We start from the raw sequence: 25,905 nt of genomic DNA on the forward strand, positions 1-25,905 counted from the left end.
ACCGCGAGGTCTGTAGTGGGTTACGTCACGGCGCGCCGAACCGGGCATAACCCACCGGCGCGCCGGCCCATGCCCAACGAGAGCCGCCCCCTGCGAAAACAGGGGGCGGCCAACGTAGTTCGGCTACTCGCCGGCCAGCGCGCGCCTGCGCACCCGGCGCGCCGCGGCGACCAGATTGCGCAACGACGGCTCCAGCTGCCAGTAGTGCCGCGTCTTCAAACCACCGTCCGGATTCGCCCATAGTCGTTCCGGGGTGATGGCTTCGGCTGCGGCGGTGAGCAATTCGTCCAGCTCGTCGATGTCCGGGATACGCGCCGAGCGGCTCTCGTACACGCCGGGGCCGACGCCGTGGGTGAGTCCGTGATCGGTGCCGCTGTCCGCCGCGAGCGCCTTCACCACCCATTCGATCGAGCGGGTCGCCACGATCGCGGTGACGTCGCAGTCCAGCTCCTCGATCGCCTCGACCACTTCCGCCCGCCCGGAATACCCGATGTGCGTGTGGATCTGGGTCTCCGGCTTGACCCCCGAGGTGGCCAGCCGGAATGCGCCGACCGCCCAGCGCAGGTACTCCGCCCGGCCCGCGGGCCGCAGCGGCAGCATCTCCCGCAGCGCGGGCTCGTCGACCTGGATGATCGCGATGCCCGCCTTCTCCAGGTCGGTCAGCTCGTCGCGGATGGCCAGGGCCACCTGGTCCGCGGTCTCGTGCAGCGGCTGATCCTGGCGGACGAACGAGCGGGCCAGCATGGTGACCGGCCCGGTGACCATGCCCTTGACCGGCTTGTCGGTCAGCGACTGGGCGTAACTGATCCACTCCACCGACATCGGCGCGGGCCGGGACACGTCGCCGTAGATGATCGGCGGCCGCACGCACCGCGACCCGTACACCTGCACCCAGCCGAAGTGCGTGGTCGCGAAGCCGTCCAGCAGCTCGGCGAAGTACTGGATCATGTCGTTGCGCTCGTGCTCGCCGTGCACCAGCACGTCGAGGCCGATGTCCTCTTGCAACCGGATGGTCGCCTCGATCTCGGCTTCGATGCGCTTCTTGTAGTCGTCGAAGGACAGCCGTCCCTGGCCGAGCTCGTAGCGCGCCTGCCGGATCTTGCCGGTCTGCGGGAACGAACCGAGCGTCGTCGCGGGGACCGGCGGCAGGTTCAGCTTGGCCTGCTGCGCCGTGCGGCGCACCGAATACGGTTCGCGCTCCCGCATTTGCGGCGTGACCGCGTAAACCCGTTGCCGCACTGCGTGCTTCTGCTTGAAGTGCACCTCGGTCGGCCGCTTGCGCCAGCTCTCCGACGGGCCGTCGGTGAGCGCCTTGGCGAGCGAAACCACCTCGCCCACCTTCTGTTTCGCGAAGGCGAGCCGGTCGGCCACGTTGCCCGGGATGTCGTACTCGATGAGCAGGTCGTAGGGCACGTGCAGCAGCGTGGTGCCGGTCGAGACGACCAGGTCCGGGCACACCTGCGCGAGCCGGTTCAGGTACTCCAGCGTGACGTGCCGGTCGGCCCGCCAGACGTTCTGGCCGCTGATCACGCCGGCGTAGAGCCGCTTGCGGCGAATCCCCGGGATCTCCGCCAGGTCCTCCGGCGAGATCCGGTAACTGGCCAGGTCGAGGCCGATGGCCTCCACATTGCTGGCCGCCAGGATCCGCAGCGCCTCACCGAAATCGCCGTACTGACCCGTGACGAGCATCCGCGGCCGCAGCGGCGCCTTCGAAAGTCGTTGGTAGGCAGCCTCGAACGCGGCCAGCTCAGCCGGCGAGCGCTCGCTGGTGAACGCGGGCTCATCCAACTGCACACAGGTCGAGCCGCGCTTGGCCAGGATCTCGAACAGCTGCTCATACGCGGGGAGCAGCTTGTCCAGCAGCTTCAGCGTGTCGAACTCGTCCTGACCGGGAATCTGCCCCGCCTTGGAGAGCAGCAGCAGCGAGAGCGGACCGAGCACCACCGGGCGCAGTTCGATGCCGCGTTCCTTGGCCCGGTCGAATTCGGCCAGCAGCGCCTCGGGATGCAGCGAGAATTCGGTGTCGGCGTCCAATTCCGGCTGCCGGTAGTGATAGTTGGTGCCGAAGAACCGCACCAGCTCCAGCGGCGGCACGTCCGGATTGCCGCGCGCCATCAGGAAATAGAAGTCGAGTGGATCCAGCTCGTCCCGATACTGCTCGAACCGCTTGGGCACCGCGCCGAACAGCAGCGCGTTGTCGAGCACGTGGTCGTAGAAGGAGAAGGTATTGCCGGGGACCTGGGTCAACCCGGTGGCGGCGAGTTCGTTGAACTGCCGGTCTTGAATGTCACGGCCCACCGCGAGCAATTCGGCGCGGGGAATCGCACCGCGCCAGTAGGCCTCGAGGGCCCGCTTGAGTTCTCGATGCGGCCCGATCCGCGGGTAGCCGAGGATGCTCGACCCGTAGCCGTCGGTCACGTTCACCATGAGCGCGCTGCTCCCTTCGATGGCTGTGCGGCGCCCACCGGAAACAATGGACGCCGCACGCTATAGCGCCTGGGTTGAATCGAAACGAGCTCAGGCCCGGTTGTACTGGTAGAAACCCGCGCCGGTCTTCTTGCCCAGCAACCCGGCTTCGACCATACGCATGAGCAGCGGCGGAGCGGAGTACAGCGGCTCCTTGAACTCCTGGTACATCGAGTCGGCGATCGACTTCACCGTGTCCAGGCCGACCAGGTCGGTGAGCGCGAGCGGACCCATCGGGTGCGCGCAGCCCAGGACCATCGCCTTGTCGACGTCGTCCTTGGTGGCGAAGCCGGACTCGACCATCCGGATGGCCGAGAGCAGGTACGGCACCAGCAGCGCGTTGACCACGAACCCGGAGCGGTCGGCCGACCGGACGACCTGCTTGTCCAGCACGTCGCCGGCGAACGCCTCGGCCCGCTTGGACACGGCCTCGCTGGTCTTCAGCGTGGTGACCAGCTCGACCAGCGGCAGCACCGGCACCGGGTTGAAGAAGTGCATGCCGACCACGCGCTCGGGCTGGGTGGTGGCGACCGCGATCTTCATGATCGGGATGGAGGAGGTGTTGGAGGCCAGCACGGCCTCGGGGTCGGTGACGACCTTGTCCAGCTCGGCGAAGATGGCGGTCTTCACCTTCTCGTCCTCGAGCACCGCCTCGACCACCAGCTGGCGGTCGGCGAAGTCGTTGAGGTCGGAGGTGAACCGCAGTCGCCAGGCGGCCTGCTCGCGTTCCCGCTCGGTGATCTTGCCGCTGCTGACGCCGCGGTCGAGCGAACGCAGGATGCGCGAGCGACCCGCGGCGGCCAATTCCCTGGTCTGTTCGAAGACGAGCACGTCGACGTGCGCTCGCGCACACACCTCCGCGATTCCGGCACCCATCTGTCCGGCACCGATGATGCCGACGCGTTGAATCTTCTCGCTGCTCACGTCCCGCTCCTGCTGTTGGTCTGGCTAGTCGGTGGCTGGAGGGGGTGTGCTCTGGTGTGAGCGGCCCCTCGGTGGTCCAAGGTATAGGGATGCCCTCCCCGCTGGGGCTGTTCAGCGGGGAGGGCGGTACACCCCTACTGGGGGCTATCGGTATTCACGTCGGGAACCTCATTCCCTTGGCGAATCACGAGTGGCTCAGTGGAACTGGCCTTCTTCGGTCGAGCCCTTCAGCGCCGCGGTGGACGTGTTCGGGTCAACGGTGGTGGCGATGGTGTCGAAGTAGCCGGCACCGACCTCACGCTGGTGCTTGACCGCGGTGAAGCCACGCTCGGAAGCGGCCTTGAACTCGCGCTCCTGCAGGTCGACGAAGGCGGTCATGCCCTCGCGGGCGTAGCCGTAGGCCAGGTCGAACATGCCGTAGTTGAGCGAGTGGAAGCCGGCCAGGGTGATGAACTGGAACTTGAAGCCCATCGCGCCGAGCTCACGCTGGAACTTCGCGATGGTCGCGTCGTCCAGGTGGGCCTTCCAGTTGAAGGAGGGCGAGCAGTTGTAGGCCAGCAGCTGGTCCGGGAACTCGCTGCGGACGGCCTCGGAGAACTTGCGCGCGACCTCGAGGTCCGGGACGCCGGTCTCCATCCAGATGAGGTCGGCGTAGGGGGCGTAGGCCTTGGCGCGCGCGATGCAGGGATCGATGCCGTTCTTGGTGCCGAAGAAGCCTTCCGCGGTGCGAGTGCCGTCAAGGAACTCACGGTCGCGCTCGTCCACATCGGAGGTGATGAGGGTGGCGGCCTCGGCGTCGGTGCGGGCGATGATCACCGACGGCACGTCGGCGACGTCGGCGGCCAGGCGCGCGGAGGTCAGCGTGCGGATGTGCTGCTGGGTCGGGATCAGCACCTTGCCACCGAGGTGGCCGCACTTCTTCTCCGAGGCGAGCTGGTCTTCCCAGTGCACGCCCGCGGCGCCGGCCGCGATCATGGCCTTCTGCAGCTCGTAGGCGTTCAGCGCGCCACCGAAGCCGGCCTCGGCGTCGGCGACGATCGGGGCGAGCCAGTTCTTGACCGAGTCGTCACCCTCGACCTTGGCGATCTCGTCGGCGCGCAGCAGCGCGTTGTTGATGCGACGCACGACGGACGGGACCGAGTTGGCCGGGTAGAGGCTCTGGTCCGGGTAGGTGTGGCCGGACAGGTTCGCGTCACCGGCGACCTGCCAACCGGACAGGTAGATGGCCTTCAGGCCGGCGCGGACCTGCTGGACCGCCTGGTTGCCGGTGAGGGCGCCCAGGGAGTTGATGTAGTCCTCGTTGTTCACGAGATCCCAGAGGATCTCCGAACCGCGGCGAGCAAGAGTGGCCTCTTCGACGACGGTGCCCTGGAGCTTCGACACCTGCTCGGCGGTGTAGTTACGGGTGACGCCCTTCCAGCGGGGGTTGGTGTCCCAGTCCTGCTGGATTTCCGCAGCGGTCTTCGGGGTGCCGGCGTTCGACATCTCTGACTCCACTTCCTCGTTTTAAGTCGATTGCCCCACGGCCGAGCGGTGAAACAGCTCGAACTGCTGGAGCGGCAATTTGCAGGCTTGCTAGGCCCATGGGGTGTACTTCCACACGATTGCACAATGCGAAATGGCCGTCTACCTGTTGCTAATGTGAATCTAAGCTAGGTTTCGATCCCCGTTTGCTAACTCTGCGAAATTTGCGAGCAAATTGCAAAGATGGAACCTACCGGCAAGTAGCCCTGACATGCGGTTTTAGCGTAACGCCCGTACTGTTAGACATCCGCCGCGTGCCGGCCATCGACTCCGCCATCCATTCCGGGTTGTGAGGACGTTCACAAGTACGGGCGGGTGCCGACTGTGTGGGCCACGCCACCCGCACGTGGGCGGCGGACAGTGGTTCGGGCAGACTGGGTCGAATCCGAACTTGGACGGGCGTCCGGCTTCCGCTGGGGAAGCATCCGGCGCCACGCGCACCCCGGACAGGAGATCCACCCATGCGGAAATCGGTCATCGCCGCCGCGTTCACTCTCGCCTGCACCGCCGGCCTGCTGAATCTGCCCGTCGCCTCGGGCGCGCCCACCGGCACGATCGTGTCGGTCGCGCCGCTGGCCCCGGCCGCGACGCTGCCCGGCTCGGTGAATTCGTCGCGCATTCTGTACAGCTCGACCACCGCCAACGACGTGCCGACCACGGCCAGCGCGGCGGTTTATTTCCCGCCGGGCGCGCCGCCCGCGGGCGGCTGGCCGGTCATCGCCTGGGCACACGGCACCGTCGGCCTGGGCGACGACTGCGCGTACAGCATCGCCGGGCCGGGCGCGGTCGAGCGGGACTGGGCCTATCTCGGCACCTGGTTACAGCAGGGCTATGCGATCGTGGCCGCCGATTACGCCGGGCTCGGCACACCGGGTGAGCATCCGTACCTGAACGGTGTCGTGGAGGCGCACAACGTCGTCGACGCGGTCAAGGCGGCCACCGAGCAGTATTCGTCGTTGTCGAAGAAGTGGGCGGTCGTCGGGCAGTCACAGGGCGCGGGGGCCGCGGTCTTCACGGCGCGCTACGCCACCGAGTTCGGTGGTTCGGCACTCGACTATCGCGGCGCGGTCGGCACCGGCACACCGGCCTATATCGAGGACATCCTGGTGCCGCTCGGTCCGGGCGTGCCGCCGATCAAGCTGAGCCCGCACACGACCGGCTACGTGCTCTACATCCTCAATGGACTGCGCACCACGTATCCCGAACTGAACATCGACTCCTACCTGACCGACGCGGGCCGCGCGTGGCTGGCGACGGCGCGGGAGCAGTGCCTGGTTCCGCTGGGCGACGAGCTCGCGGCGCAGGGCGTGGTCGTCGGCAATCTGTTCACCAAGCCGCTCAGCCAGATCCCCGATCTGCACGGGCTGCTGAGCCGCTACCTCGGGCTGCCGGAGTCCGGCTACGACAAGCCGCTGTTCCTCGGCCAGGGGCTGCGCGACACCGACGTGATCACGCCGGAGACGCTGCGGTTCGCCGCGGTGCTGAAGGCGAACGGGCAGCCGGTGCAGCTGCACACCTACCCCGAGGACCACAGCGGCACGGTGAACGCGTCACTGCCGGACTCGGTGCCGTTCGTGCGTAATTTGTTCAGCTGATCGCCCTGGCGTGCGCGGCCGGCCCTCGCCGGCCGGCCGCGCCGTCATAGCGCTAGCCGGACAGGCTGCTGAGGGTGCAGGTCAGTTGAGCGAGGGGGTGGATCACCCCGGTGCAATCCTTGGCGACCGGCTCAGCTGCCGGAGCTGCGGGCTCGAGCGTAAGCGGCGCAGCGGTGGCGGCGCCCGCGCCGATCAGGGTTGCCGCGCCGATGACAGCGCCGACGACGATTCCACGTAATACGGACATCCGGAAACTCCTCATATGGTTTGTGGCGGTTGTTGCGCCGGACATGATTTCCGCTGCCCCCGGCGCGGCCGATCCCCGAATAACCGGCCGCGTCATGCCCGTCGGCCGAACATAGTCGGCGCGCACGTGTAGTGCATGACCCGAATTGTGTTGTCTCTCAATCGAGTAGACGGAGATTCAGCAGCTCTTCACCGGATGGGCCCGGCGCCAGTGTTCGGCGATGTCGATGCGGCGGGTGATCCAGACCTGATCGTGGGACTGGACGTGGTCCAGGAACCGTTCCAGCGCGGCGATTCTGGCCGGGCGGCCGACGATGCGGCAGTGCAGGCCGATCGACAGCATCTTCGGACTGCCCTCCGCGCCTTCGCGATACAGCACGTCGAAGGCGTCACGCAGATGCGCGAAGAACTGCTCGCCGGTGGGGAATCCGGCCGACGACGCGAAGCGCATGTCGTTGGTGTCCAGGGTGTAGGGCACCACCAGGTGGTCGTGGCCCTGCACGGTGACCCAGTACGGCAGGTCGTCGGCGTAGGAGTCGGAGTCGTAGACGAAACCGCCGTGCTCGACCACCAACTCGCGGGTATTCGGGGAGTCGCGGCCGGTGTACCAGCCGAGTGGGGCGGCGCCGGTGAGCTCGGTGAGCAGGCGCACCGCCTCGGCCATGTCCGCGCGCTCGGTGTCGCGATCGGTCAGCTGGTAGGACTTCCAGCGCAGGCCGTGGCTGGCGATCTCGTGGCCGAGTTCACGAAAAGCCGCCACCGCCTCCGGGTTTCGCTGCATCGCGTGCGCGACGGCGAAGATGGTCAGCGGCAGGCCGCGGCGTTCGAAGGCGCGCAGCACGCGCCACAGCCCGGCCCGGGAGCCGTACTCGTAGAGCGACTCCATGCTCATGTGCCGGTTCGGAAAGGCCTCGGCCGGCGTCATTTCCGAGAGGAAGGTCTCCGAGGACGGGTCGCCGTCGAGGACGTTGTTCTCGCCGCCCTCCTCGTAGTTCAGCACGAACTGCACGGCGATCCGCGCGCCGCCCGGCCACTGCGGGTCGGGCGGCGTGCGGCCGTAGCCGATGAATTCGCGGGCGGGCTCGTAGGGTTCGCTCATCCGCCGAGTTCTCCGTAGAGGCGCAGCCGGGCCAGACCGCCGTCCGGATAGATGTCCAGGCGCACCTCCTCGACCGAGGCCGCCATCGGCGCGATCGCGAATTGATGCCTGGTATCGGGCAAAAGCTCGGTGCGCGGCAGCAATTCGAGTTCGGTGCCGTCGTTGGTTCGGCCGGTGAGCCGGGCCGCGCCGGGGCTGTTGCCGAGGAAGTAGGAGGTGTCGATCTCGGCGAGCCGGATCAGGCCGGGTCCGGCGAGCCGGATCTGCACCCAGTCGTTGCCGTCGTCGCGGCGGCGGGCGGTCTCCCAGCCGTCGCCCATCTTCCTGGCCAGTCCGGGGTACAGCAGCTGATTCGGCGAGCTGTAGAAGCGGTTGGAGCAATCGATCACCAGCGCACCGTTTTCCAGCGCCGCCAGGTCGAGCGGTCCGAGGCCGAGCAGGCGCGGATCGGGGCTGCCCTCGCCGTGCACCCGCAGCCGGGCCACGCCGCCGTCGGGATGCATGGTGAGTTTGACGTGGGTCCACCGGCGTTCGCTCGCCACGGCGAACGGATTGCCGCTGTCCCCTTCGACCGGCGCCCGATCGACCAGCACCTCCCAGTCATCGCGTGCGGCAATGCTTTCCGCCGTCGGATAGTCGTCGATCTCCAGCGCGGCGATGGACACCGCGGGCGGGTAGTTGCCCTTGAACCACGCGGTATCGACCACGACGCCGCGGATCACGCCGGGCACGCCGAGCCGCACGATGGCCGAGTCGTCGCCGGGCCGGCCACGGTGCCTGCGGGTTTCCCAGCCGTCGTAGACCTGGCCCTTGTGCCCGAAGGTCGACGGCTGATATTCGGCCGGACCCGGGTTGATCAAATTCTCCTTCTCCGCGAAGAATTCGTCGTTGGCCCAGATCACCGAGCCGCCGAGCGGGCGGACTGCGAGATCGGGCAGCAGGGTGAACTCTTCCCGGTCGATCACGACCGCACCTCCTGGGGAATCGGCGAACGGGTGACCAGTGCCCGCAAGACCGCCGGTGACAATTCGGGCGCGCGGGCGGCGAGGTCCTCGGCGGTGCGCGCGCCGCACTCGACGCCGCGTAAAACGGTGGCCGCCAAGGCTTCCGCGGTGGCGGGTTCGTCCATGACGCCGCCCGAGCGACGGTCGAGGTAGGCCTGCAAGCGCGGCACGGCCACGTCGATCGCCTGCCGGAAGAAGTCGTAGGTCGCCAGCCAGCGGGTGATCAGATGACCGGGGTGCATGTCCCAGCCCTGGTAGTAGCCGCGTTGCAGCGACCGGCTGACCAGGCGATGGTGATTGCGCAGCGCCGCTTCCGGATCGGTGTCGGGCACGATCTGGGTCGAGCCGTCGCACACCCACACGCCGGTCTGCGCCGCGGCGACCTGCATGACCGCCTTCGCGTAATCCGCGGCCGGATGATCGAGGGCCTGATCCGGCGCGGCGACACCGCACGCGGCGGTGTAGTCGTAGGTGCCGAAATGCAAAGCGCTGCAACGGCCGTCGGCCAGGCCGATCATCCGCGCGATCGGCGCGGTGCCGTCGGCGGCGATGATCGCCTGCGGGCTCTCGATCTGCAATTCGAAGCGCAGTGTGCCCGCGGCGAGACCGTAACCGTTCTCCAGTCCTTCGCACAGCGCGACCAGCGGCGGAACCTGCTCGGCCGCACGGATCTTCGGCACGGTGAAGACGAAACCCGGTGGCACGTCGACCATCGCGGCCAGCACCAGTTCGAGGGTGCGCAGCGTGCGGTTCCGCTCGCTGACCGCCAGCCCCTTCGTCCGGATGCCATAGCTCTGCGGGCGGTACGGCGTGTACGCCCAGGTCGCCAGCACGGCGCCGGCCGCGCTGGCGGCCGCGTCCTCCTCCGCGTCGGAGCGGAAGCCGTAACCGTCCTCGAAGTCGATCCGCAGATCCTGGATCGGGTCGCGCTCCAGTCGCCTGCGCACGTCGGGCAGCGATCCGGTGGTGTCCAGCTCGGCGAGCAGGCCGGCGTGCCGGTCCAGCAGTTCGATCGCGGCGGTGCCCCAGACCTCGGGGGTGTCCTCGGCAATGCGGTCGGCGGGCACATACGCGGTGTGAATCGGCTGTGCTCGTCCGTCCGGCCCCGGGTAGTTCGCGCGCAACTGAGCGTCGACGGTGTCGAGCATGGCGTCGATGCCAGCCCGGACATTCTCCGGCAGCTGCGTCCGATGAGCGTCGTTCGCCGGACCTCCGTGGTTACGCAAGCTGCCTCCTCCGGTCCTGAGGCTCACGACGCTGGGTCACCTGGTGTCTCCTTCCTGCATGGCCCGCCAGATCCTGTCGGCGGTCATCGGCAGCCGATCCGGCCGCACCCCGACAGCATCCCGTATCGCGTTCGCCAGCGCGGGGGCGACCGGGTTGTACGGGGATTCACTCATCGACTTGGCGCCGAGCGGGCCGAACGCGTCGGCGGTGTCGGCGAAGTACACCTCGGTGTGCGGGACGTCGGCGAACTGCGGAATGTGATAGTGCCGCAGCGACTGCGTGGTGATCACGCCCGCTTCGCTGCGCATGTCCTCGTAGAGCGCCGTCCCGAGGGCCTGCGCGACGCCGCCCTCCACCTGCCCGCGGCACTGCACCGGATTGAGCACGGTCCCGGCGTCGGCGGCCTGGATCGACTGGAGGATGCGGATCGCGCCGGTGTCGAGGTGCACGGCGACCCGGAAGGCGTGCACGTTGAAGCTTACCGAGCGCGGCGTGCCCGAGTGCTCGCCGTGCGCGATCAGATCACCGTCGGCCAGTAGCTCGGTGACGCCGAATACCTGGTCGCCGCAACGAACTCCGTCCGACTGGAGCACGCCGTCCCGCTCGGGCAGTCCGGCCAGCTTCGCCGCCCGGGCCAGCAGCAGTCTGCGCAGTTCGAGCGCGGCCGCATAGGTCGCCTTGCCCGCCACCACGATTCCGGTGGAACCGAACGCGCCCGTGTCGTGGCCGATCAGGTCGGTGTCGGACTGCCGGACCACGATGCGCGCCGCGTCGGTCTCCAGCGCGGAGGCCGCGAGCTGAGCGTGCACGGTGGTGGTGCCGTTGCCGAATTCGGCGGTGCCGACCCGGAGTTCGTACCGCCCGTCGGGCAGGAGAGTGATCGTCGCGTCCGCGGCGTGCCCGCGCGGCGGGATGGTCGCGATCATCGCCACCGCCATGCCGGTGCCGACCCGCCATTCTGAGCCGGGGCTCGGGATCTCGTTGCCGCGCAACAGTGCTCGTTCGGCCAGGTCGATGCACTGGTCCAGGCCGTAACTGCCGAACGACAGGTCGCTCTCGTCCACCTCGGCGCCGACGAACTCGTCGCCGGGCACCACCACGTTGCGCCGCCGGAACTCGAACGGGTCGACGCCGAGCGCGCGGGCCAGATCGTCCAGCGCGGATTCGATCCCGAAGATGACCTGGCCGAGGCCGTAGCCGCGGAACGCGCCCGACGGAATGTTGTTGGTGTAGACCGCTTGCGCGTCCACCCGCTTGTTGGCGCAGCGATAGACGCCGACCGATTCCCCGACACCGTGGAACATCACGCCGGCACTGTGGTTTCCGTACGCGCCCGCGTCGGCGAGCACGTCGACCGCCAGCGCGGTCAGCACGCCGTCCGCGTCGGCCCCGGCGGTCACCTCGACCCGCATCGGGTGCCGGCAAGTGGCCGAGGCGAATTCGTCGGCCCGGGTGAACTCGTACTGCACCGGACGCCCGGTCCGCAGCACCGCCAGCGCGATCAGGTCCTCGGCCAGCATCTCCTGCTTGGCGCCGAACCCGCCGCCGACCCGGGTGGCGAACACCCGCACCTGTTCGCGTCGCAGCCCGAACACCTGGCACAGCTCGTCGCGCACCAGGAACGGGACCTGGGTGCTGCACCGGATGACCAGTCGGTCGTCCGCGTCGAGCCAGCCGATGCCGCCGTGGGTCTCCAGGTGCACGTGCTGTCCGCGCGGCGAATGCCACACGCCGCGTACCACTTTCGCCGCCACGGCGAGACCGGCGGTCACGTCGCCGACCTCGCCGTGCACTTCGGCGATCAGATTGCGTCCGGCGTCGGCGATCCGTGCCGAATCCGGTTTCTCGCCATGCAGTTTCGGTGCCGCCGGCGTCAATGCCTCGGCCGGATCGAACACGGCGGGCAGCACGTCGTACTCGACGCGCAAGGCGCGGCAGCCCGCGCGGGCGGCCGCCGAACTGTCCGCGACCACTGCCGCGACTCGTTGTCCGACGAAGCGCATCGTGCGATCGAGCACGTAGGTGTCGTCCGGGTCGTCGGCGCGCAATTCGTGTCGTGCGGTGGAAAACGCTACGTCAGGGGCGTCCGCATAGGTGAGCACCGCGTGCACTCCGGGCAGGGCCTCGGCAGCGGTCGCGTCGATGGACACGATGCGGGCGTGCGCGTGCGGACTCGGCAGCACCGCGAGGTGCAGCGGTGCGGTGGGCGGCGAAACCTCCGGTTCGCCAGGCGAACTCGCGTCCGCCGCGATCGCACCTGCACCTGCACCCGGCCGAATGTCGAAGGTGAACGGCTCCATCCCACGCACGATCCGCGGCCCGGCGGGCGCACCTACCCCGCTACCGGCTCGACCGGCGATCGCATCACCCGATCCGCCACTGCCCGCGGATGCCGCGCCGCGTCGATCGGCTCCGTCAGCTCGTCCACCGGCCAGCGCCTCGGCGATCGACCGATACCCGGTGCAACGGCACAGGTTTCCCTTCATCAGCTCGGCCAGCTCGGCGTCGGAACGATCCGGCTTCACCACATCATCGGGCGCCGCGGTGGCTTCGCCCGATAGCTGCGCGCCTGCACCGGCATCGCCGCAAGGCGCAGCCGCTGGTCCGTTCGCGGATCCCCCGCAGCCGAGTCCGGCCGCGGTCACGACCATTCCCGCTGTACAGAACCCACATTGGAAGGCCGCGTTCTCGACGAATCGGCGCTGCACCGGATGCGGCTCCTCGGCGGTGCCGAGGCCGGCGGCGGTGGTGATCGCCCGATCGGCAGCGCGATGGGCGGGAATCAGGCAGGAGTGCACGGTCATTCCATCGACCTGCACGGAGCAAGCGCCGCAATCCCCTGTGTCACAACCCTTTTTGACAGAGAGCGTGCCTTGCTCGCGCAGCAGCGTGCGTAAGCATTGCCCTGGGCGCGGGTCGGCTTCCACGGGCCTGCCGTCGACCTCGAACTTCATAGTCGCTCCCGATCCGCGCCCCGTAGCTCCGCGGCCACTTCACGAGCGAGAACACCGGTGACATGACGACGCCAGTCGGGCGTACCGTGCGGATCGTCGAACCACAGCGACGGATCGATCCCGCCGAGCATTGCCGCGATCTCCGCATCACTCGGCGCGGCACCGAAATCCAGCACAACGGGCCGCTCGGTGGCGGCGGTGACGGTGACCGCGCATCGACCGTCCGGATCGCGCCGCCCCAGCACCACGGATCCAGACCGTCCGAGCGGCGCCAGCGCGATCTTCCGGAAACTGGTGCACGCCAGCAGACTCGACGTCGGCACGGTGATCGACCGCAGCACCTCGCCGGGCAACAAAACATTGCGACCGGGTCCGAGCACGAACTCCCGCAACGGAATTCGTCGATCCGCGCCGTCCGCACTCCACACCAGCGCGACCCCGTCGAGCGCGGTCAGCGCGGCGAGCACCCCACCGGCGGGCAGGGACAAGCAGATGTTGCCGCCGACCGTCGCGGTCCGCCAGATCTTGTGCGAGGCAAGCAATGCCCGGCAACCCTGTGCGAACAACTTTGTGCCCGGCCACTCTTCGCGCAACACCGGCGCACCGAGTTCACGTCCGGGCATCGACCCGGCGAATTCGGCCAGCGTGCAGGTCGCCGCGATCTCCAGTCCGTCCGGCACCGCGGTGAACGCGGACCAGCCCAGCGCGGTGATGTCGACCAGCCGGTCAAGGTGGTTCTGCGGCTCGGAGAAAAGGAAGGTTCCGCCCGCGAGCACCGCGCACGAACCGCCGATCGCACTCAGGTCCGCTCGTTCCCGCGCCGGCACCACCTCCCGGATCGTGTCCAGGTCCACGTCTCACCTCACTCCACTGCCGTGTTCCGGCCACCCTAGGAGCGGGGAGTTGCCGCGATGTTGCGCAACTCCCGCCCAGATTGCGCGGCCGTTACCTGGCCGGCGTCCGACCGGCCTATTCCACTCCCGCGGATCGTCCGCGCGCCCCGCGACACTCGACGTCCGTTCCGTGCGCCCCTGACAGTCAGAGACACCACTGTTCCAGTATCCCGCATGTGCCCTGAACTGGCCCAATGCCGATTCAATACCTGCCGGTCTATTTATCTTGGTCCCCTGCGCAGGCGACGGAATCGGCGCGAACACCCGCCTGGGACGCCACCTCGGCGCAACACACCGAGCCCCCGGTCCGCGGCGCGCTGTCGACACGCGAGATCGAGCACGTCCCACACTCGACAACCGGGCGGTTGCCGGATTAATGTCCATCGCGGCCCGGTCTGTGTGACATTTCCCACGCATACGCGGGCCGTCCCCTTACTGATGTGTGCCACCGACGGCCCCGCTGTCGGCAGCCCATGTCCCGACGCGGAAGGGCCACCGATAAACGCCAACCAGCGGGCGGCGACGGCCGACCACGAGTTGCCAGCGCCCCGCTCCGCGGACGAGCCGTCCTCCTGGATGATGTCGGCGGCCGACTTCCCCCTCACCGACCGCGACCTGCACGTCCTACGCCGCACGTTCCGCGACTACACCGAGCTCGACCACTGGCTGCCCGGCGGCGAGCAGTACCGGCGGCGGGCCTACCAGTGCTTCGACCTCGCGTTGGCCTGCTTGGCCGAGGACGGCGCGAACGCGCTCACCGCGATCGGCGACCCGCCGCCCTACGTGCAGTCCGAGCAGGTCAATCCGGTGGCCGGCGGTATCGAACGCGCCTTCAAGCTGATCGCGCCCGACCACCCGGCGACCGAGCCGACCCGGCAGATCGCCGCCGCGGTGGCCCGGCTGCTCGCGGCCAACGGCGTGCTGTCCGCGGACACCACCCCGCACTGCCTGGTCGACGCCCACTACATGCGGCTGATCGCACCGGGCCACCCAGCCCCCGAGGGCAAGCACCGCGACGGCCTCATCGCCGGCTCCGCGCACCTGATCCAGCGGACCAACATCACCGGCGGCATCTCCGCCCTCTACGACCGTTACGAACCGGAGCGGGAACTAGGTAAGTTCGTGCTCGAGCAACCACTCGACTCCTACGTGTTCGACGACGAGCGGGTACTGCACTACACGACGACAATCACGGTGACCGATCCCGCCGAGGGCGCCGGGTTACGCGATGTCCTGCTGATCGGATTCAGAAAGCGTGAATAGCTCCACAACGACCTTCGTCGACCAGTTGCCCCGGCTGCTGCCCGACGACGAACTCGTCCAGCTCGCCGCCGGGCTCACCGCGGTCCCCTCCTTCACCGGGCAGGAGACGCCGCTGGCCTTCCATGTCCGGAACACCCTTGCCCGCAACGACATTCATTCCTACCACCAGGAGGTGGCGCCGGGCCGATTGCAGACCATCGCACGCCTCGGCCCCGAACACGGCACCCCCGCACTGCTGCTGAACGGTCACCTCGACATGGATCCGCTCGGCCGGGACTTCCCGGGCGAGCCGTTCGCCGCCCGGCGCGACGGCGATCGGCTCTACGGCGCGGGTCTGCACAACATGAAGAGCGGCCTGGCGGCGATACTCGGAGCGGCTATCGCGTTGCGCCGCAGCGGCATTGCGCTGCACCGGCCGTTACTGCTCGAGTTCGTCGTCGGCGAGCTACAGGGCGGGGTCGGCACCCGGCACGCCCTGCGCAGCGGCCTCACCGCGGACGCCGCCGTGGTCCCCGAACCGTATTCGGTCCGCCGGGTGATCACCCGCACCGCCGGGGTGCACAAGTTCGCCGTAGTCGTGCGCGGCACCACCGCGCACACCAGCAGGCACCACGAGGGCGTCGACGCGGTCGCGATCCTGCGCCGCGTGCTCGATCTGCTCGACACCGCCGACCTCGGCCTGCACAACCACGAATTCCCGCCGCTGCCAAGGCTTCAGGTGGCCAGCCTGATCGCGGGACGTGGCGAAGGCCACGACCTGTCCGGCGTGAGCTACTGCTCGGACAAGGCCACCGCGCTGATCGATCTGCGCTATCCGCCGCCCTACGAGCCGCACCATGTCGGCAAAGCCATCGACGCCGTGCTGGAGCACGCCCGCGACACCTTCCCGCAAGCGCAGATCACCATGGAGCATCCGGTCGATCCGCAGTTCCGGGTCGGCGGCACCGATATGCCGCCGATGGACATGCCGGCCGACTGCTCGGTGGTCCGCGATATCGCCGAATTACTGCCGCAGGTCTCGGATTTCCAGGTCGAGGAGACCGGGCTGGCACTGCCCTACTCCTACTGCGGCAACGACACCACGCACCTGAGCCGGGCAGGCATCGAATGCTGCCTGTTCGGGCCGCGCGGCGATACCCCAGACACCGAACACCACGTCCTGATCAGCGAAATGCGTGCCTGCACAGACACTCTCGCCCTGTTGGCGGCACGCCGCTGCGGGTGACCACTCACCGGCCCCTGCTGCGTAGTTCCGCTCGCACCTGGGCCGCGAGCTGTAACCCGATGCCGTCGTACAGCGCGAGCGCCTGCGTCAGCAGCGCATCGGCCTGCGCTCCGGAACCCGTCGCCGTCTCGAGGCCGGCCAGGCTGCGCAGCGCGTCCGCCTGCCCGAGCGGGTCACAGATCCGATGCGCGACGTCCATCGACTCGACGTAATACTTACGCGCGGCATCGAATCGGCCGAACTGCCGGTCGATGTGCCCCAGCCCGCGCAGCGCATCGACCTGCCCGAGCGGATCGTTGATCTCCACCGCGATCTTGTACGCCAGCTGGAACAGGCCGAGCGCTTCGGCGTGATCCCCCGCCTTGCGCGCGAGATTGCCCAGCCCCCACAGGGTCCAGCCCTCGCCGTAGCGATCGCGGATGCGGCGGGCGATCTCCAGCGCGTCGTCGAAGTAGCGGCGCGCGGTCTCGTGATCGCCGACCAGCCGTTCGATGTGCCCGAGCCCGCGCAGCGCATCGCCCTCCAGCTTCTGATGATTCAGCCCCCTGGCGATCTCCAGCGCCTCGGCGTACCTGCGCTCGGCGCCCTCCGGATCGCCGAGCCGCCGGATCACCTCTGCGAATCCCCACTGCGCGCTGGCCACCCGCACCGGATCGTCGATGGCCTCCGCGATGGCCAGCGCCTGCGCCGAACAGTTCCAGGCCGCACGGTATTCGGACGAGGCGCGCTCGACATGCGCGAGCCCGTCCAGCGCATCGCATTCGGTCGGCTGATCGTCGATGTCCCGCGCGATGCCGAGGGCTTCGCTGAAATAGCCCCGCGCCGCCGCATGGTCGCCGGTGACCCGTGCCGTCTGCCCCAGCTCGCAGAGCACGGCCGCCTGGCATTGCCGGTCGCCGAGCTCGACGGCGATCTTGCGCGCCTGCCGAAAGCCGGTGCACGCCTGCTCATGCTGACCGATCAGCCGATCGACTCGGCCCTTGCCAACCAGCACCCAGGCCTGCGCGCGCCGGTCGCCGACCTTGGTCGCGATATCCAATGCCCTTGCGTAGAGCCGCAATGCGAGCGACCAGTGACCGACGCCGGACAGATGCGAGGCCAGCCGGGTAGCCAATTCCGCTGCCGCCGCACTCGGTTCGGCGTCGCGCAGGCAGCCGACGAGCATTTCGCGCTCCCTGGTGAGCCAGGCCCGCGCGCGGGCCGCGTCCGCCGACGGATTCGAAAGGTGTTCGCTGCCCGCCGGATCGAAGACCTGGTTGGTGTTGGCCCGGCGGGCCACCTCGAGGCTGTCACCGACCAGGCGATCGATGACGGCGGCGTACTCCACCGTCGAGTCCTCCCGCTCCGCATGCAGGCGCGCACACAGCCGGGTGAGGTCGTGCATCCGATAACGCGGCCCGCCGGGGCCACCGGGCGACGGATCGAGGAATCCCGCCTCGAACAGCCTGCGCACCAACATCTTCCCGTCCCGCAGCGGCACCGCGGCCATGGTCGACATCGCCTCGGCGGTGATCTCCGGGCCGGGAAACCAGCCGAGCAGCCGGACGGCGCGCTGCTGCCCGGCATCCGGCAGCCGCTGGTAGGACAGCTCGAACGCCGCCCGCAGCGATTCGTCCTCGGCCGTGAACCGATCCAGCAGATGCTCGGCCGCGGAGCCGTCCGTGCGGTCCGCCGGCGCGCGCTTGATCCGTTCGGTCAGCTGCGCGATATCGGCCGCGCTGTCGGCCAGCATGGCCTCGCCGTGATGCGCGATCTGCCCGCCGATCAGCCGGATCGCCAGGGGCAATCGTCCTGCGGTGTGCAGGATCTGGCGCACCGCGTCCCGGTCGTACCCTGCGCGCAGGTTGCCGAGTTTGACCAGCAGTTCCTCGGCCTCGGCCCACTCCATCACATCCAGGCGCAGCGGAACGGCCTCGGCCAGCCCGGTGAGCTTGCTGCGGCTGGTGATCAGCACGAAGCAGCCGGGCGCCTGGGGCAGTAGATGTTTCACCTGCGCGCTGTCGAGCGCGTTGTCGAACACGATCAGCATCCGGCGCTGGCGGGTCGCCGTGCGCCAGCGGTTGGCCCGCCCGGCCAGGTCCGTTTCGATGGTCTCGCGCGGCACGCCGATCTGGAGCAGCAGCTGTTCGAGCACGTCGACCGGTTCGCGGGGCTCGCGGCCGAGGGTGTAGCCGTGCAGGTCGATCCAGAGGGTGCCGTCGGGATAGTGCTTGCCGAATACCGCGACCGCGTATCTGGCCAGCGCGGTCTTGCCGATCCCGGTGAGCCCGACGATGACGTGCGCGGCCACCGCCCCGCTGCTCAGGTGCGCGGTAACTCGTTCGCGCAGTTGCGCTTTCGGCCCTTCCCGGCCGGTGAAATGCGGCACCTCCGCAGGCAGGTCACGGCCGGCCCGCACCGGCTGACGGCCGATGGATCGCCTGGCCACCGCCTCGTGATATTCCATCCGTTCGGTATGCGGCATGTACGCCAGATCCGCGACGTCGACCAACTGGTCCCAGGCCGTACCGTAAATGGCGGCAAGGTTTTTCAGCACCCGGATGGTCGGGCGGGCGCCGCTGGGCCGGTGCTGTTCGTCGTCCGGATCCGCGCCGTCCCTGGCGAACGGCCACGCCTCGTATTCGGAGATCCGGCTGGCCTTCATCGCCGCCCGGGCGCTGTCGGTCACCTCGTTGTAGCGCTCGGCGACCGCGGCCTGGGTCAGTCCGTTGGCATAGCGCCAGGCCGCCCGCGGCCGATAGCCGCGCTGGCGCAGCTCCGCCGCCAGCGGTTCGAGCAGTTGCACCTCGGTCAGACCGAGATCGGCCAGCCGATCCCGCAGCCGCCGCCGCTGCTCGGCGGTCAAATTACCGCCGGGACGCCATCGTTCGGTTCGGCCGGATCGATCCATCCCGCCACCCTCCCGCGCGCGATGGGTCCGGCAGGGTGCGCCGGAACCGGAGAATCGAGACGCTGATTGTGATTAATTCCTTGGTAGCAGTGCCGTTTTCCCAGGTCAAGTAATTGGGCCTACCCGATAAAACGCCGCGCCCGCTGGGATCGCGGCGCGCCGAAAAGAACTGGCACCCTGAAGGACGTCACCTGGACAATGTGACGAAGGCGGACGAAAGGGGGTCCCGCGATGACGATCAAAGCCACTGACTGGCTCATCACCAGCGATGTCGCGCACGAGGCAGCGTTCCGGGTCGATCTGCCCGAGCAGGACCGGGGCAGCTGGATCTTGTCCTACCTGCCGACCAACCGGCGGCTCAGCAAGAACCAGGCGATGGCCGGCATGGTGCTGGCGGAGATGATCGTGCTCGGCGGCCTGTACCCGGCCGGATTGAATCATGAAGTCGCGCAACTGCATGCGGCCGAACTCGGCAGCACCCTGCACGACATCATGAGCCTGCTCGCGTTACGGGCACCCGCCGAATCTCCGGAGCCGGACGCGGACTGGTGCCCGGCCGATGACCGGGCGCGATCGGCGGCGGCGCTGATGCACGGCATGCGGTGCTTCGCCGCGTAGGGCCCTAACCCGCTTTGGCCACCAAAGCGGCTTGCGCCCTGGCCACTTGGCGTCCGACGGTCTCCTCCTCGACGGTGCGCAGCCTGCCGTCGCGGACGACCTCGCGACCGTTCACGATCAGCGCCGCGAGGGGTGGCGCCGAGCCGAGCACGAGCGCGGTCACCGGATCGTCGATGCCCGCGTGCGCCGGGGTGTCCAGCCGCCACAGCGCCAGATCGGCCAGCTTGCCCCGTTCGATCGAGCCGATCTCGGCATCCCGGCCGAGCACCCGGGCACCGCCGATCGTGGCCAGCGCCAACGACGTTCGCACGGTCATCGCGCGCGGGCCGCCCTTGTTGCGGGCGAAGAACAGCGCGTTGCGCGGCTCCTCGATCATCGAGCTGGACTCGTTGCTCGCCGCGCCGTCCACCCCGAGACCGACCGGCACCCCGGCCCGCACCAGATCGGCGGTGCGGGCGATGCCCGCGCCGATGCGCGCGTTCGAGGTGGGGCAATGCGCCACTCCGGTGCCGGTTTTCGCCATCGTCTCGATCGCCGAGTCGTCCAGGTGGATCGCGTGCGCCCACCAGACATCAGCGCCCACCCAGCCGAGCTGCTCCATGTACTGCGCGGGCGTACAGCCGAATGTTTCGGCGCAATAGTCCTGTTCGTCGATCGTCTCCGCGACGTGGGTGTGCAACCGCACCCCGGCCTCGCGCGCCAGCACCGCCGATTCGCGCAGCAGGTCGGGCGTCACCGAGAACGGCGAGCACGGGGCGAGCGCGATGCGCAGCATCGAGTCGAACGACGAATCATGGTGGCGGGCAATAGCCACCGTGCTGTCGGCCAGGATGGCGTCCAGCGTCTGCACCACGTGATCGGGCGGCAGGCCACCGGAGCTCGCGCCCAGATCCATCGAGCCTCGGCACGGATGGAAGCGCAGGCCCACCTCGGCCGCCGCGTCGATCTCGGCGCCGAGCAGATCCCCGCCCGCGCGCGGGAACACGTAGTGATGATCCGTCGTGGTGGTACAACCGGTCCGGGCCAGCGACGCGAGCCCACCGGTCGCCGCGATCCGCACCGCTTCCTCATCGATGCCCGCCCAGATCGGATAGAGCGTGGTGAGCCACTCGAACAGCGTGTTGTCCGCGGCGAGGCCGCGGGTGATCCACTGATAGAGATGGTGGTGCGTGTTCACCAGACCGGGCGTCAGCAGGCAGCCGCGGCCATCGATGCGCAGCGCCTCCTCGTCCGGCGCGGGCGCCGCGCCCGCGCCGACGGCCTCGATCCGGTTGCCGCGCAACACCACATAGCCGTCGCGGTATTCGGTGCCGGCCGCGTCGACGGTAGCGATGGCGCAACCCTCGATGACTGTCACTGGGTCCATGCAGGTCCTGCCTCTGGTGCGTCGGCCCGCTGCACAGTCGCGTGGATCAGACCGTAGGGACGATCAGCGGCATGGTAAACCTCGCCGTTGTTCTCGATGCCGAAGCGTTGCAGGTCGTAATCGAAGTGGTGCTTATTCGGCGCGGCCAGCCGGATCTCGGCCAGCACGGGATACGCCTCGAGTGCGGCCTTGCCCATCTCGAACAGCGTCTGCTGCAATGCCTTCGAATGCTGGGTCGCGAACGTCTCGACCAAGCGCGCCCGGATGCCCGCGTACACCTCGTCCCAGGCGATGCCGGTGGTCCCCGCGAAGCGCCACTCCACGACCAGCGACGTCGCCAGCATCCGGTCGTGCGTCGGCGCGAGCACGGTGAACTCGTCGGTCAGGAAGTCGGCGAACTCCGAACCGGTCGACTTCAGGATGGTCAGATCCTTCACCCCGCCGATCACCCAGGCCTGCCGGTCCGTGCCCTTGCCCGCCACGGTGACCGCCGCGGTGCGCACCTCCGGGCCCTGCCGGACCCAGGTGTAGTCGTGTTCCTTGCCGTCGACCGAAACCCGTTGCCAGGCATACTCGTCGACCTCGATCCGCGCGCCGGTCACCGGCTCGACATCGTCGACGAAGTGCCCCGCCAGCGCCAGCGCGTAATCCTCGATCGTCTGTAGCCCAGGCTGTTTCGCGTAGCTGTAGGCGGTCTGCTTCTGCGTATCGGTCGGCAGCACCTTGCGCTGATCACCGGCGGTGTAGGCCTCGGCGAAATCGCCACGCAGCACGGTGGACACGTTCACGTCGCGGATCTCGTGGCGGGAGTGCTGCCGCCAGATCCGGACGATCCGGTTCTCCGCCTTGCCGTATCGGTGGTCGGACAACTCGATCGGCCCGGTCAGTTCCATGCTCGGTTCAGCTCCCTCGATAGGTGGAAAAGGCAAACGGCGACAGCAACAACGGGACGTGGTAGTGCCGCTCCTCGGTGACTTCGAAGCTCACCGAGACCTCGGGGTAAAAGGTGTCGACCTGTTGCCCGGCGAAATAGGGCCCGGTCGCGAACACCAGGCGATAGATGGCCGCCGGCAGCGTGCCGCCCAGCGCGCCGATCCGGCCGTCCGCGTCGGTCGTACCCGAATCCAGCTGCTCGGCACCGCGATACAGCGTGACCGCGACATCCTGCGCGGGCGCGCCGCGCATCGCGTCGAGCACGTGCGTACTCAGGGAGCTCATCGGGTCGCCGCCAGCAACGCGCGCAACCGGATTCGATTGATCTTCGCCAGTTCGGTTCGCATGACCCGCCTTTCGGTCTCGGCATCGTTGCCCAGTCGCGCCTCCAGGATCGCGAGCAGCTCACCGCCCGATCTGCCGCTCGCACAGACCAGATAGATGTGCCCGAACCGCGCCTCGTAGGCCCGGTTCCCGTCCGCGAGCGCCGACCGTACCGCGTCCGCGGCCGTGGCGACCCCCGCTTGCTCGCGCGCCGAGGCCGCCGTGTCCGGCCGCTCGCCGATCCGCGGGTGCCCGGCCAGCGCTCGATCGATCTCGGACTCGGGCAGTCCGGCCAGCGCGGCGTCCGCGGCATCGAGCAGGGCATCGACGCTCGGATACGGCCGCCCCGCGGCCAGCACCCGCGCCCATTCGGGCGAAGAGCAACACGCGAGCAATGCCTCGGTGGCGGCGCCGTCGGGCAGCGCGTCGAACCCGGCGAGGCCCGCCTCGTCGTCTGTCATCGGAACAGCATCGAATACGACCCGCCCGGCCGCCACCCGAAAGAGATAGATCACCCTCGGCGTGTCGCCGCAATGAATGCGGCCCCGCAGGTCCCCGAGCAGCACTCTTCCGGCACGCGCGCGCCGCGGTTCCGGGCTACCGTCGTAGCCATGGCTGTACCCGATCGCCCGGCCGCCCCGCCCGTCTGCGCGGGCATCGTGCTCGCCGCGGGCGCCGGAACCCGGTATGGGCGGCCGAAGGCACTGGCCGAGGGCGGCGCCTGGCTGCGCGGCGCGGTGGCCGCGCTGCGCGACGGCGGCTGCGATCCGGTGATCGTGGTCCTCGGCGCCACCGGACCCGATCCGCGCCCGCTCGACCTTCCGGCCGGCGTCCAGCACGTCTGGGCCGCGGACTGGGCCACCGGGCTCGGCGCGTCCGTCCGGGCCGGGCTGATCGCCGCCGCGCGCACCCCGGCGCGCTACGCCGCGATCATGCCGGTGGATACGCCGGACGTAGGCGCGGAGGTCGTCGCCCGGGTCACCGCCGCCGCGTTCGCCTCGTCGAGCGGCCTCGCGCGGGCTGTGTTCCACAACACACCCGGGCATCCGGTTGTGCTCGCGCACAAGCACTGGACCTCGATATGTCAGGAGGCCGTAGGAGATTCAGGCGCGCGCACCTATTTGTCTCGCAAGACAGATATGGTGTGCGTCACGTGCGACGATTTGGCGACGGGCGTCGATCGTGACTACCCGGCCTCGTCCGCACGGTGATCGGAGCGAGCAGATGCGGGACATCGTCGATGACCTATTGCGGGTGTGGCATTCCGGGCGTACCGGCGGGCTGGCCACCATCGTGCGCACGATGGGCTCCGCGACGTTGCCGATCGGGTCCGCGATGCTGGTCGATCCGGACGGTGGCGTCTACGGCGCGGTGACCGACGGCGGGTTGGAGGAGATCGCCTACGAGGCGGTGCTCCAGGCTGCCCGCACAGGCCGGCGCGCGATGCACCGCTACGGCGTGGCAACCGTCGCCGACCGGGACAGCACGATGGATGTGTTCACCGAGCCGTTCTCGCGCAGGCACTTTCCCGAGTTTCCCCTCGTCGCCGCGGAGATCGCCGCGCACCGGCGGATCACCGTGTTCACCGTCGTGTGGAACTCCGACGCGGACCTGATCGGTCAGCACCTGGTCACCGACAAGAAGCACGGCACCGAGCTGCTCGCGCTGCCGGATTCGGATGTGTTCGTCGCGTCGTTCGCCCCGCCGCCGCGCCTGATCATCTTCGGCGCCAACTCTTTTGCCGCCGCGCTGACCGTGCAGGCCAGGCTGCTCGGCTACCGCGTCACCATCTGCGACTCCAGGGAGAACTTCGCCAAACCGGAGAAGTTCCCCGGCGCGGAGGTGGTCGTCGACTGGCCGCACCGCTACCTGAACACGCTGTCCTCGGCGGGCGAAATCGACAGCAGCACCGGCATTGTCGTCACCTCGCACGACCCGAAGTTCGAGATCCCGCTGCTCACCGTCGCGCTCCGACTACCCGAGCTCGGCTACCTCGGCGCCATGGGCGCGCACACCGTGCACACCCAGCGCATGGAAGACCTACGCGCGGGCGGCTTCACCGAAGCGACCCTGGCCCGCCTGCATTCCCCCGCCGGACTCGACCTCGGCGCCCGCACCGCCACCGAGATGGCCGTCGCGATCGCCGCCGAGCTGATTGCCGCCAGAACCGAACAGTCCGGGCGGCACTCGCTCGATCACTCCCAAACCCAGTCGCCGCTGAAAGCGGCTGTCGGACTGAGTAGTTAAGCCTTCAGCCCCGGGTTCTCCGCATACACCTCGCGCAGCACCGAGAGATCGAACAACTCCTCGGCCTTGATATCGAGGTCGGCGGCCCGCAACGCGGTGATGTTCTGCTCGATCAGCTTGTCGGTCATGGTCAGCAGCCCGTTGGCGGTCGCGTCCGCGGAGGTGACCAGATCGTTCTGCGCCACTGCCTCTTTCGTCTGCTCGTCCAGGTCGAGCTTCTGATCCTTGCCGTACACCTCGACCGCGAGCCGGGCGGATTCGGCCGGATTGGCCACCGCGTCCTTCCAGCCCTTGATCTCCGCGACCAGGAACGCCTTCAGCTTCTCCCGCTCCTTGTCGATGGTGGATTGCTTGACCGTGAGCGTCTCGGCCACCAGCGGCAGGTTGTAGTCGGCGAACAGGAAGTGCGTGTTCGCGAATCCCTTGGCGGTCAAGGTGATCGGCTCGTTGGTCACGTAGCTGACCCAGCCGTCGACCTCGCCGTTGGCCAGCGGGGACGGATCGAACTGCGCGGGCACGATGGTGACATCGTTCGGCTTGAGGCCGTTGGCGGTGAGCAGTGCCTTGAAGATCAGCTGGTTGGTGTCCTGCACGCCGATCTTCTTGCCGCGCATGTCCTCTGGCGTCTTGATCGGCTTGGCCGCCGAGCTGACGATCGCGAACGGGTTCTTCTGGTAGGTGGTCGCGATGATCTTGCCGGGCAGGCCCTCCAGCACCGCCTTGGCGGTGGTCTGCGGGGCGGACAGGCCGAGCCAGATCTTTCCGGTGTCCAGCCCGGCCTCCACCGAGGTGCTGGCCGCGCCGCCCGCGATGAGATTGACCGAGCCGAAACCGGCCTCCTTGAAATAGCCTTTGCTGTCCGCGAAGTACTCGCCGGCGAATTCGATGTTTTTCAGCCAGGACAGCTGCACCGCGACGGTGCCGTATTTGGAGCCGTCCGCGGTGGAACCACCCGAGGAGTCGGAGGCATTGTCGCCGCACGCGGCGAGCAGGCCCGCACCGCCGAGTGCGGCGCCGGCCATTGCGGAGTAACGAAACAGAGACCGTCGGTTCAGTGAAGGCCCGAACGAAGAGCGTTGCACGGGTGTCATGCGCCGAATCTAGGTC

General features: G+C 68.7%; 21 protein-coding genes. 6 read left to right on the forward strand and 15 right to left on the reverse strand.

Features of this window, described 5'->3' with window-relative positions; genetic code table 11:
• Nucleotides 1-123 precede the first annotated feature (123 nt).
• From metE to aceA, 3 genes are all read right to left on the reverse strand, one after another.
• Nucleotides 124-2,427: a 5-methyltetrahydropteroyltriglutamate--homocysteine S-methyltransferase gene (metE, locus tag F3087_RS01225; protein ID WP_150399890.1), complete on the reverse strand. Its 2,304-nt coding sequence runs from the start codon at nt 2,425-2,427 to the stop codon at nt 124-126.
• A 90-nt stretch (nt 2,428-2,517) separates the two neighbouring features.
• Nucleotides 2,518-3,390 (reverse strand): 3-hydroxybutyryl-CoA dehydrogenase, encoded by an 873-nt coding sequence (locus F3087_RS01230; protein WP_150399891.1) that lies wholly within the window; start codon nt 3,388-3,390, stop codon nt 2,518-2,520.
• A 195-nt stretch (nt 3,391-3,585) separates the two neighbouring features.
• Complete coding sequence (gene aceA / locus F3087_RS01235) at nt 3,586-4,875, reverse strand: isocitrate lyase (RefSeq protein WP_150399892.1); 1,290 nt, start codon at nt 4,873-4,875, stop codon at nt 3,586-3,588.
• Between the two features lie 500 nt (nt 4,876-5,375).
• On the opposite strand from aceA, the gene F3087_RS01240 reads away from it, so the two are divergent.
• A complete protein-coding gene (locus F3087_RS01240) occupies nt 5,376-6,509 on the forward strand; it encodes a lipase family protein (protein WP_150399893.1) in 1,134 nt (377 codons plus the stop codon).
• A gap of 52 nt (nt 6,510-6,561) precedes the next feature.
• Here the strand turns inward: F3087_RS01240 and F3087_RS01245 are convergent, their stop codons facing one another.
• The 6 genes from F3087_RS01245 to F3087_RS01270 all read right to left on the reverse strand — a co-directional run bounded on the left by F3087_RS01245 (nt 6,562) and on the right by F3087_RS01270 (nt 13,893).
• Nucleotides 6,562-6,756, reverse strand: coding sequence for a hypothetical protein (locus F3087_RS01245; protein ID WP_150399894.1), 195 nt, complete (start codon nt 6,754-6,756; stop codon nt 6,562-6,564).
• 177 nt (nt 6,757-6,933) lie between these two features.
• Complete coding sequence (gene puuE / locus F3087_RS01250; protein WP_150399895.1) at nt 6,934-7,854, reverse strand: allantoinase PuuE; 921 nt, start codon at nt 7,852-7,854, stop codon at nt 6,934-6,936.
• The gene (gene alc, locus F3087_RS01255; protein WP_191093727.1) at nt 7,851-8,819 is read right to left on the reverse strand and encodes an allantoicase; all 969 of its coding nucleotides are present in this window, start codon (nt 8,817-8,819) and stop codon (nt 7,851-7,853) included. The genes puuE and alc overlap by 4 nt, the downstream gene beginning before the upstream one ends.
• Nucleotides 8,816-10,006, reverse strand: coding sequence for a DUF6986 family protein (locus tag F3087_RS01260; RefSeq protein ID WP_150400834.1), 1,191 nt, complete (start codon nt 10,004-10,006; stop codon nt 8,816-8,818). The genes alc and F3087_RS01260 overlap by 4 nt, the downstream gene beginning before the upstream one ends.
• A 114-nt stretch (nt 10,007-10,120) precedes the next feature.
• Nucleotides 10,121-13,039: a molybdopterin-dependent oxidoreductase gene (locus F3087_RS01265; RefSeq protein ID WP_150399896.1), complete on the reverse strand. Its 2,919-nt coding sequence runs from the start codon at nt 13,037-13,039 to the stop codon at nt 10,121-10,123.
• Complete coding sequence (locus tag F3087_RS01270) at nt 13,036-13,893, reverse strand: FAD binding domain-containing protein (RefSeq protein WP_150399897.1); 858 nt, start codon at nt 13,891-13,893, stop codon at nt 13,036-13,038. The genes F3087_RS01265 and F3087_RS01270 overlap by 4 nt, the downstream gene beginning before the upstream one ends.
• Nucleotides 13,894-14,469: 576 nt before the next feature.
• On the opposite strand from F3087_RS01270, the gene F3087_RS45795 reads away from it, so the two are divergent.
• Nucleotides 14,470-15,195 (forward strand): 2OG-Fe dioxygenase family protein, encoded by a 726-nt coding sequence (locus tag F3087_RS45795; RefSeq protein ID WP_191093728.1) that lies wholly within the window; start codon nt 14,470-14,472, stop codon nt 15,193-15,195.
• Entirely contained in the window at nt 15,188-16,420 is a 1,233-nt protein-coding gene (locus tag F3087_RS01280) for a M20 family metallopeptidase (protein WP_150399899.1), read from the forward strand. The genes F3087_RS45795 and F3087_RS01280 overlap by 8 nt, the downstream gene beginning before the upstream one ends.
• Nucleotides 16,421-16,424: 4 nt before the next feature.
• On the opposite strand, the gene F3087_RS01285 is transcribed toward F3087_RS01280, so the two are convergent.
• Complete coding sequence (locus F3087_RS01285; protein ID WP_150399900.1) at nt 16,425-19,310, reverse strand: tetratricopeptide repeat protein; 2,886 nt, start codon at nt 19,308-19,310, stop codon at nt 16,425-16,427.
• Between the two features lie 231 nt (nt 19,311-19,541).
• On the opposite strand from F3087_RS01285, the gene F3087_RS01290 reads away from it, so the two are divergent.
• On the forward strand, nt 19,542-19,928 hold the full coding sequence (locus F3087_RS01290) for a hypothetical protein (RefSeq protein WP_150399901.1): 387 nt from the start codon (nt 19,542-19,544) through the stop codon (nt 19,926-19,928).
• A 4-nt stretch (nt 19,929-19,932) separates the two neighbouring features.
• Here the strand turns inward: F3087_RS01290 and F3087_RS01295 are convergent, their stop codons facing one another.
• Genes F3087_RS01295 through uraD form a run of 4 tightly spaced genes read right to left on the reverse strand, consistent with a single transcriptional unit; the run spans nt 19,933 to nt 23,012 of the window.
• Nucleotides 19,933-21,294 (reverse strand): 8-oxoguanine deaminase, encoded by a 1,362-nt coding sequence (locus F3087_RS01295; protein WP_150399902.1) that lies wholly within the window; start codon nt 21,292-21,294, stop codon nt 19,933-19,935.
• Nucleotides 21,282-22,187 (reverse strand): factor-independent urate hydroxylase, encoded by a 906-nt coding sequence (pucL, locus tag F3087_RS01300; RefSeq protein WP_150399903.1) that lies wholly within the window; start codon nt 22,185-22,187, stop codon nt 21,282-21,284. Before pucL ends, F3087_RS01295 begins: the two co-directional genes overlap by 13 nt.
• Nucleotides 22,188-22,194: 7 nt before the next feature.
• The gene (gene uraH, locus F3087_RS01305) at nt 22,195-22,512 is read right to left on the reverse strand and encodes a hydroxyisourate hydrolase (RefSeq protein WP_150399904.1); all 318 of its coding nucleotides are present in this window, start codon (nt 22,510-22,512) and stop codon (nt 22,195-22,197) included.
• On the reverse strand, nt 22,509-23,012 hold the full coding sequence (gene uraD / locus F3087_RS01310) for a 2-oxo-4-hydroxy-4-carboxy-5-ureidoimidazoline decarboxylase (protein ID WP_150399905.1): 504 nt from the start codon (nt 23,010-23,012) through the stop codon (nt 22,509-22,511). Before uraD ends, uraH begins: the two co-directional genes overlap by 4 nt.
• Nucleotides 23,013-23,162: 150 nt before the next feature.
• Here uraD and F3087_RS01315 point away from each other — a divergent pair, with 150 nt between their 5' ends.
• Together F3087_RS01315 and F3087_RS01320 are read left to right on the forward strand one after the other, a co-directional pair.
• Nucleotides 23,163-23,762, forward strand: a complete 600-nt coding sequence (locus F3087_RS01315; protein WP_150399906.1) for a nucleotidyltransferase family protein — start codon at nt 23,163-23,165, stop codon at nt 23,760-23,762.
• Nucleotides 23,763-23,775: 13 nt separating this feature from the next.
• Nucleotides 23,776-24,798, forward strand: a complete 1,023-nt coding sequence (locus F3087_RS01320; RefSeq protein WP_150399907.1) for an XdhC family protein — start codon at nt 23,776-23,778, stop codon at nt 24,796-24,798.
• Here the strand turns inward: F3087_RS01320 and F3087_RS01325 are convergent.
• Nucleotides 24,795-25,889, reverse strand: a complete 1,095-nt coding sequence (locus F3087_RS01325; protein ID WP_150399908.1) for an ABC transporter substrate-binding protein — start codon at nt 25,887-25,889, stop codon at nt 24,795-24,797. The two genes, F3087_RS01320 and F3087_RS01325, sit on opposite strands and share 4 nt — an antisense overlap.
• Between the last annotated feature and the right edge of the window lie 16 nt (nt 25,890-25,905).

The organism is Nocardia colli (assembly GCF_008704205.1).
Lineage (GTDB): Bacteria > Actinomycetota > Actinomycetes > Mycobacteriales > Mycobacteriaceae > Nocardia > Nocardia colli.

Excerpts from the sequence above, each read along its gene's own strand:
- metE (WP_150399890.1), bottom strand. The coding sequence starts at position 2,427 with ATGGTGAACGTGACCGACGGCTACGGGTCGAGCATCCTCGGCTACCCG.
- aceA (WP_150399892.1), bottom strand. The coding sequence starts at position 4,875 with ATGTCGAACGCCGGCACCCCGAAGACCGCTGCGGAAATCCAGCAGGAC.
- F3087_RS01240 (WP_150399893.1), top strand. The coding sequence starts at position 5,376 with ATGCGGAAATCGGTCATCGCCGCCGCGTTCACTCTCGCCTGCACCGCC.
- F3087_RS01245 (WP_150399894.1), bottom strand. The coding sequence starts at position 6,756 with ATGTCCGTATTACGTGGAATCGTCGTCGGCGCTGTCATCGGCGCGGCA.
- puuE (WP_150399895.1), bottom strand. The coding sequence starts at position 7,854 with ATGAGCGAACCCTACGAGCCCGCCCGCGAATTCATCGGCTACGGCCGC.
- F3087_RS01260 (WP_150400834.1), bottom strand. The coding sequence starts at position 10,006 with ATGCTCGACACCGTCGACGCTCAGTTGCGCGCGAACTACCCGGGGCCG.
- F3087_RS01265 (WP_150399896.1), bottom strand. The coding sequence starts at position 13,039 with ATGAAGTTCGAGGTCGACGGCAGGCCCGTGGAAGCCGACCCGCGCCCA.
- F3087_RS01285 (WP_150399900.1), bottom strand. The coding sequence starts at position 19,310 with ATGGATCGATCCGGCCGAACCGAACGATGGCGTCCCGGCGGTAATTTG.
- F3087_RS01290 (WP_150399901.1), top strand. The coding sequence starts at position 19,542 with ATGACGATCAAAGCCACTGACTGGCTCATCACCAGCGATGTCGCGCAC.
- F3087_RS01295 (WP_150399902.1), bottom strand. The coding sequence starts at position 21,294 with ATGGACCCAGTGACAGTCATCGAGGGTTGCGCCATCGCTACCGTCGAC.
- pucL (WP_150399903.1), bottom strand. The coding sequence starts at position 22,187 with ATGGAACTGACCGGGCCGATCGAGTTGTCCGACCACCGATACGGCAAG.
- uraH (WP_150399904.1), bottom strand. The coding sequence starts at position 22,512 with ATGAGCTCCCTGAGTACGCACGTGCTCGACGCGATGCGCGGCGCGCCC.
- uraD (WP_150399905.1), bottom strand. The coding sequence starts at position 23,012 with ATGACAGACGACGAGGCGGGCCTCGCCGGGTTCGACGCGCTGCCCGAC.
- F3087_RS01315 (WP_150399906.1), top strand. The coding sequence starts at position 23,163 with ATGGCTGTACCCGATCGCCCGGCCGCCCCGCCCGTCTGCGCGGGCATC.
- F3087_RS01320 (WP_150399907.1), top strand. The coding sequence starts at position 23,776 with ATGCGGGACATCGTCGATGACCTATTGCGGGTGTGGCATTCCGGGCGT.
- F3087_RS01325 (WP_150399908.1), bottom strand. The coding sequence starts at position 25,889 with ATGACACCCGTGCAACGCTCTTCGTTCGGGCCTTCACTGAACCGACGG.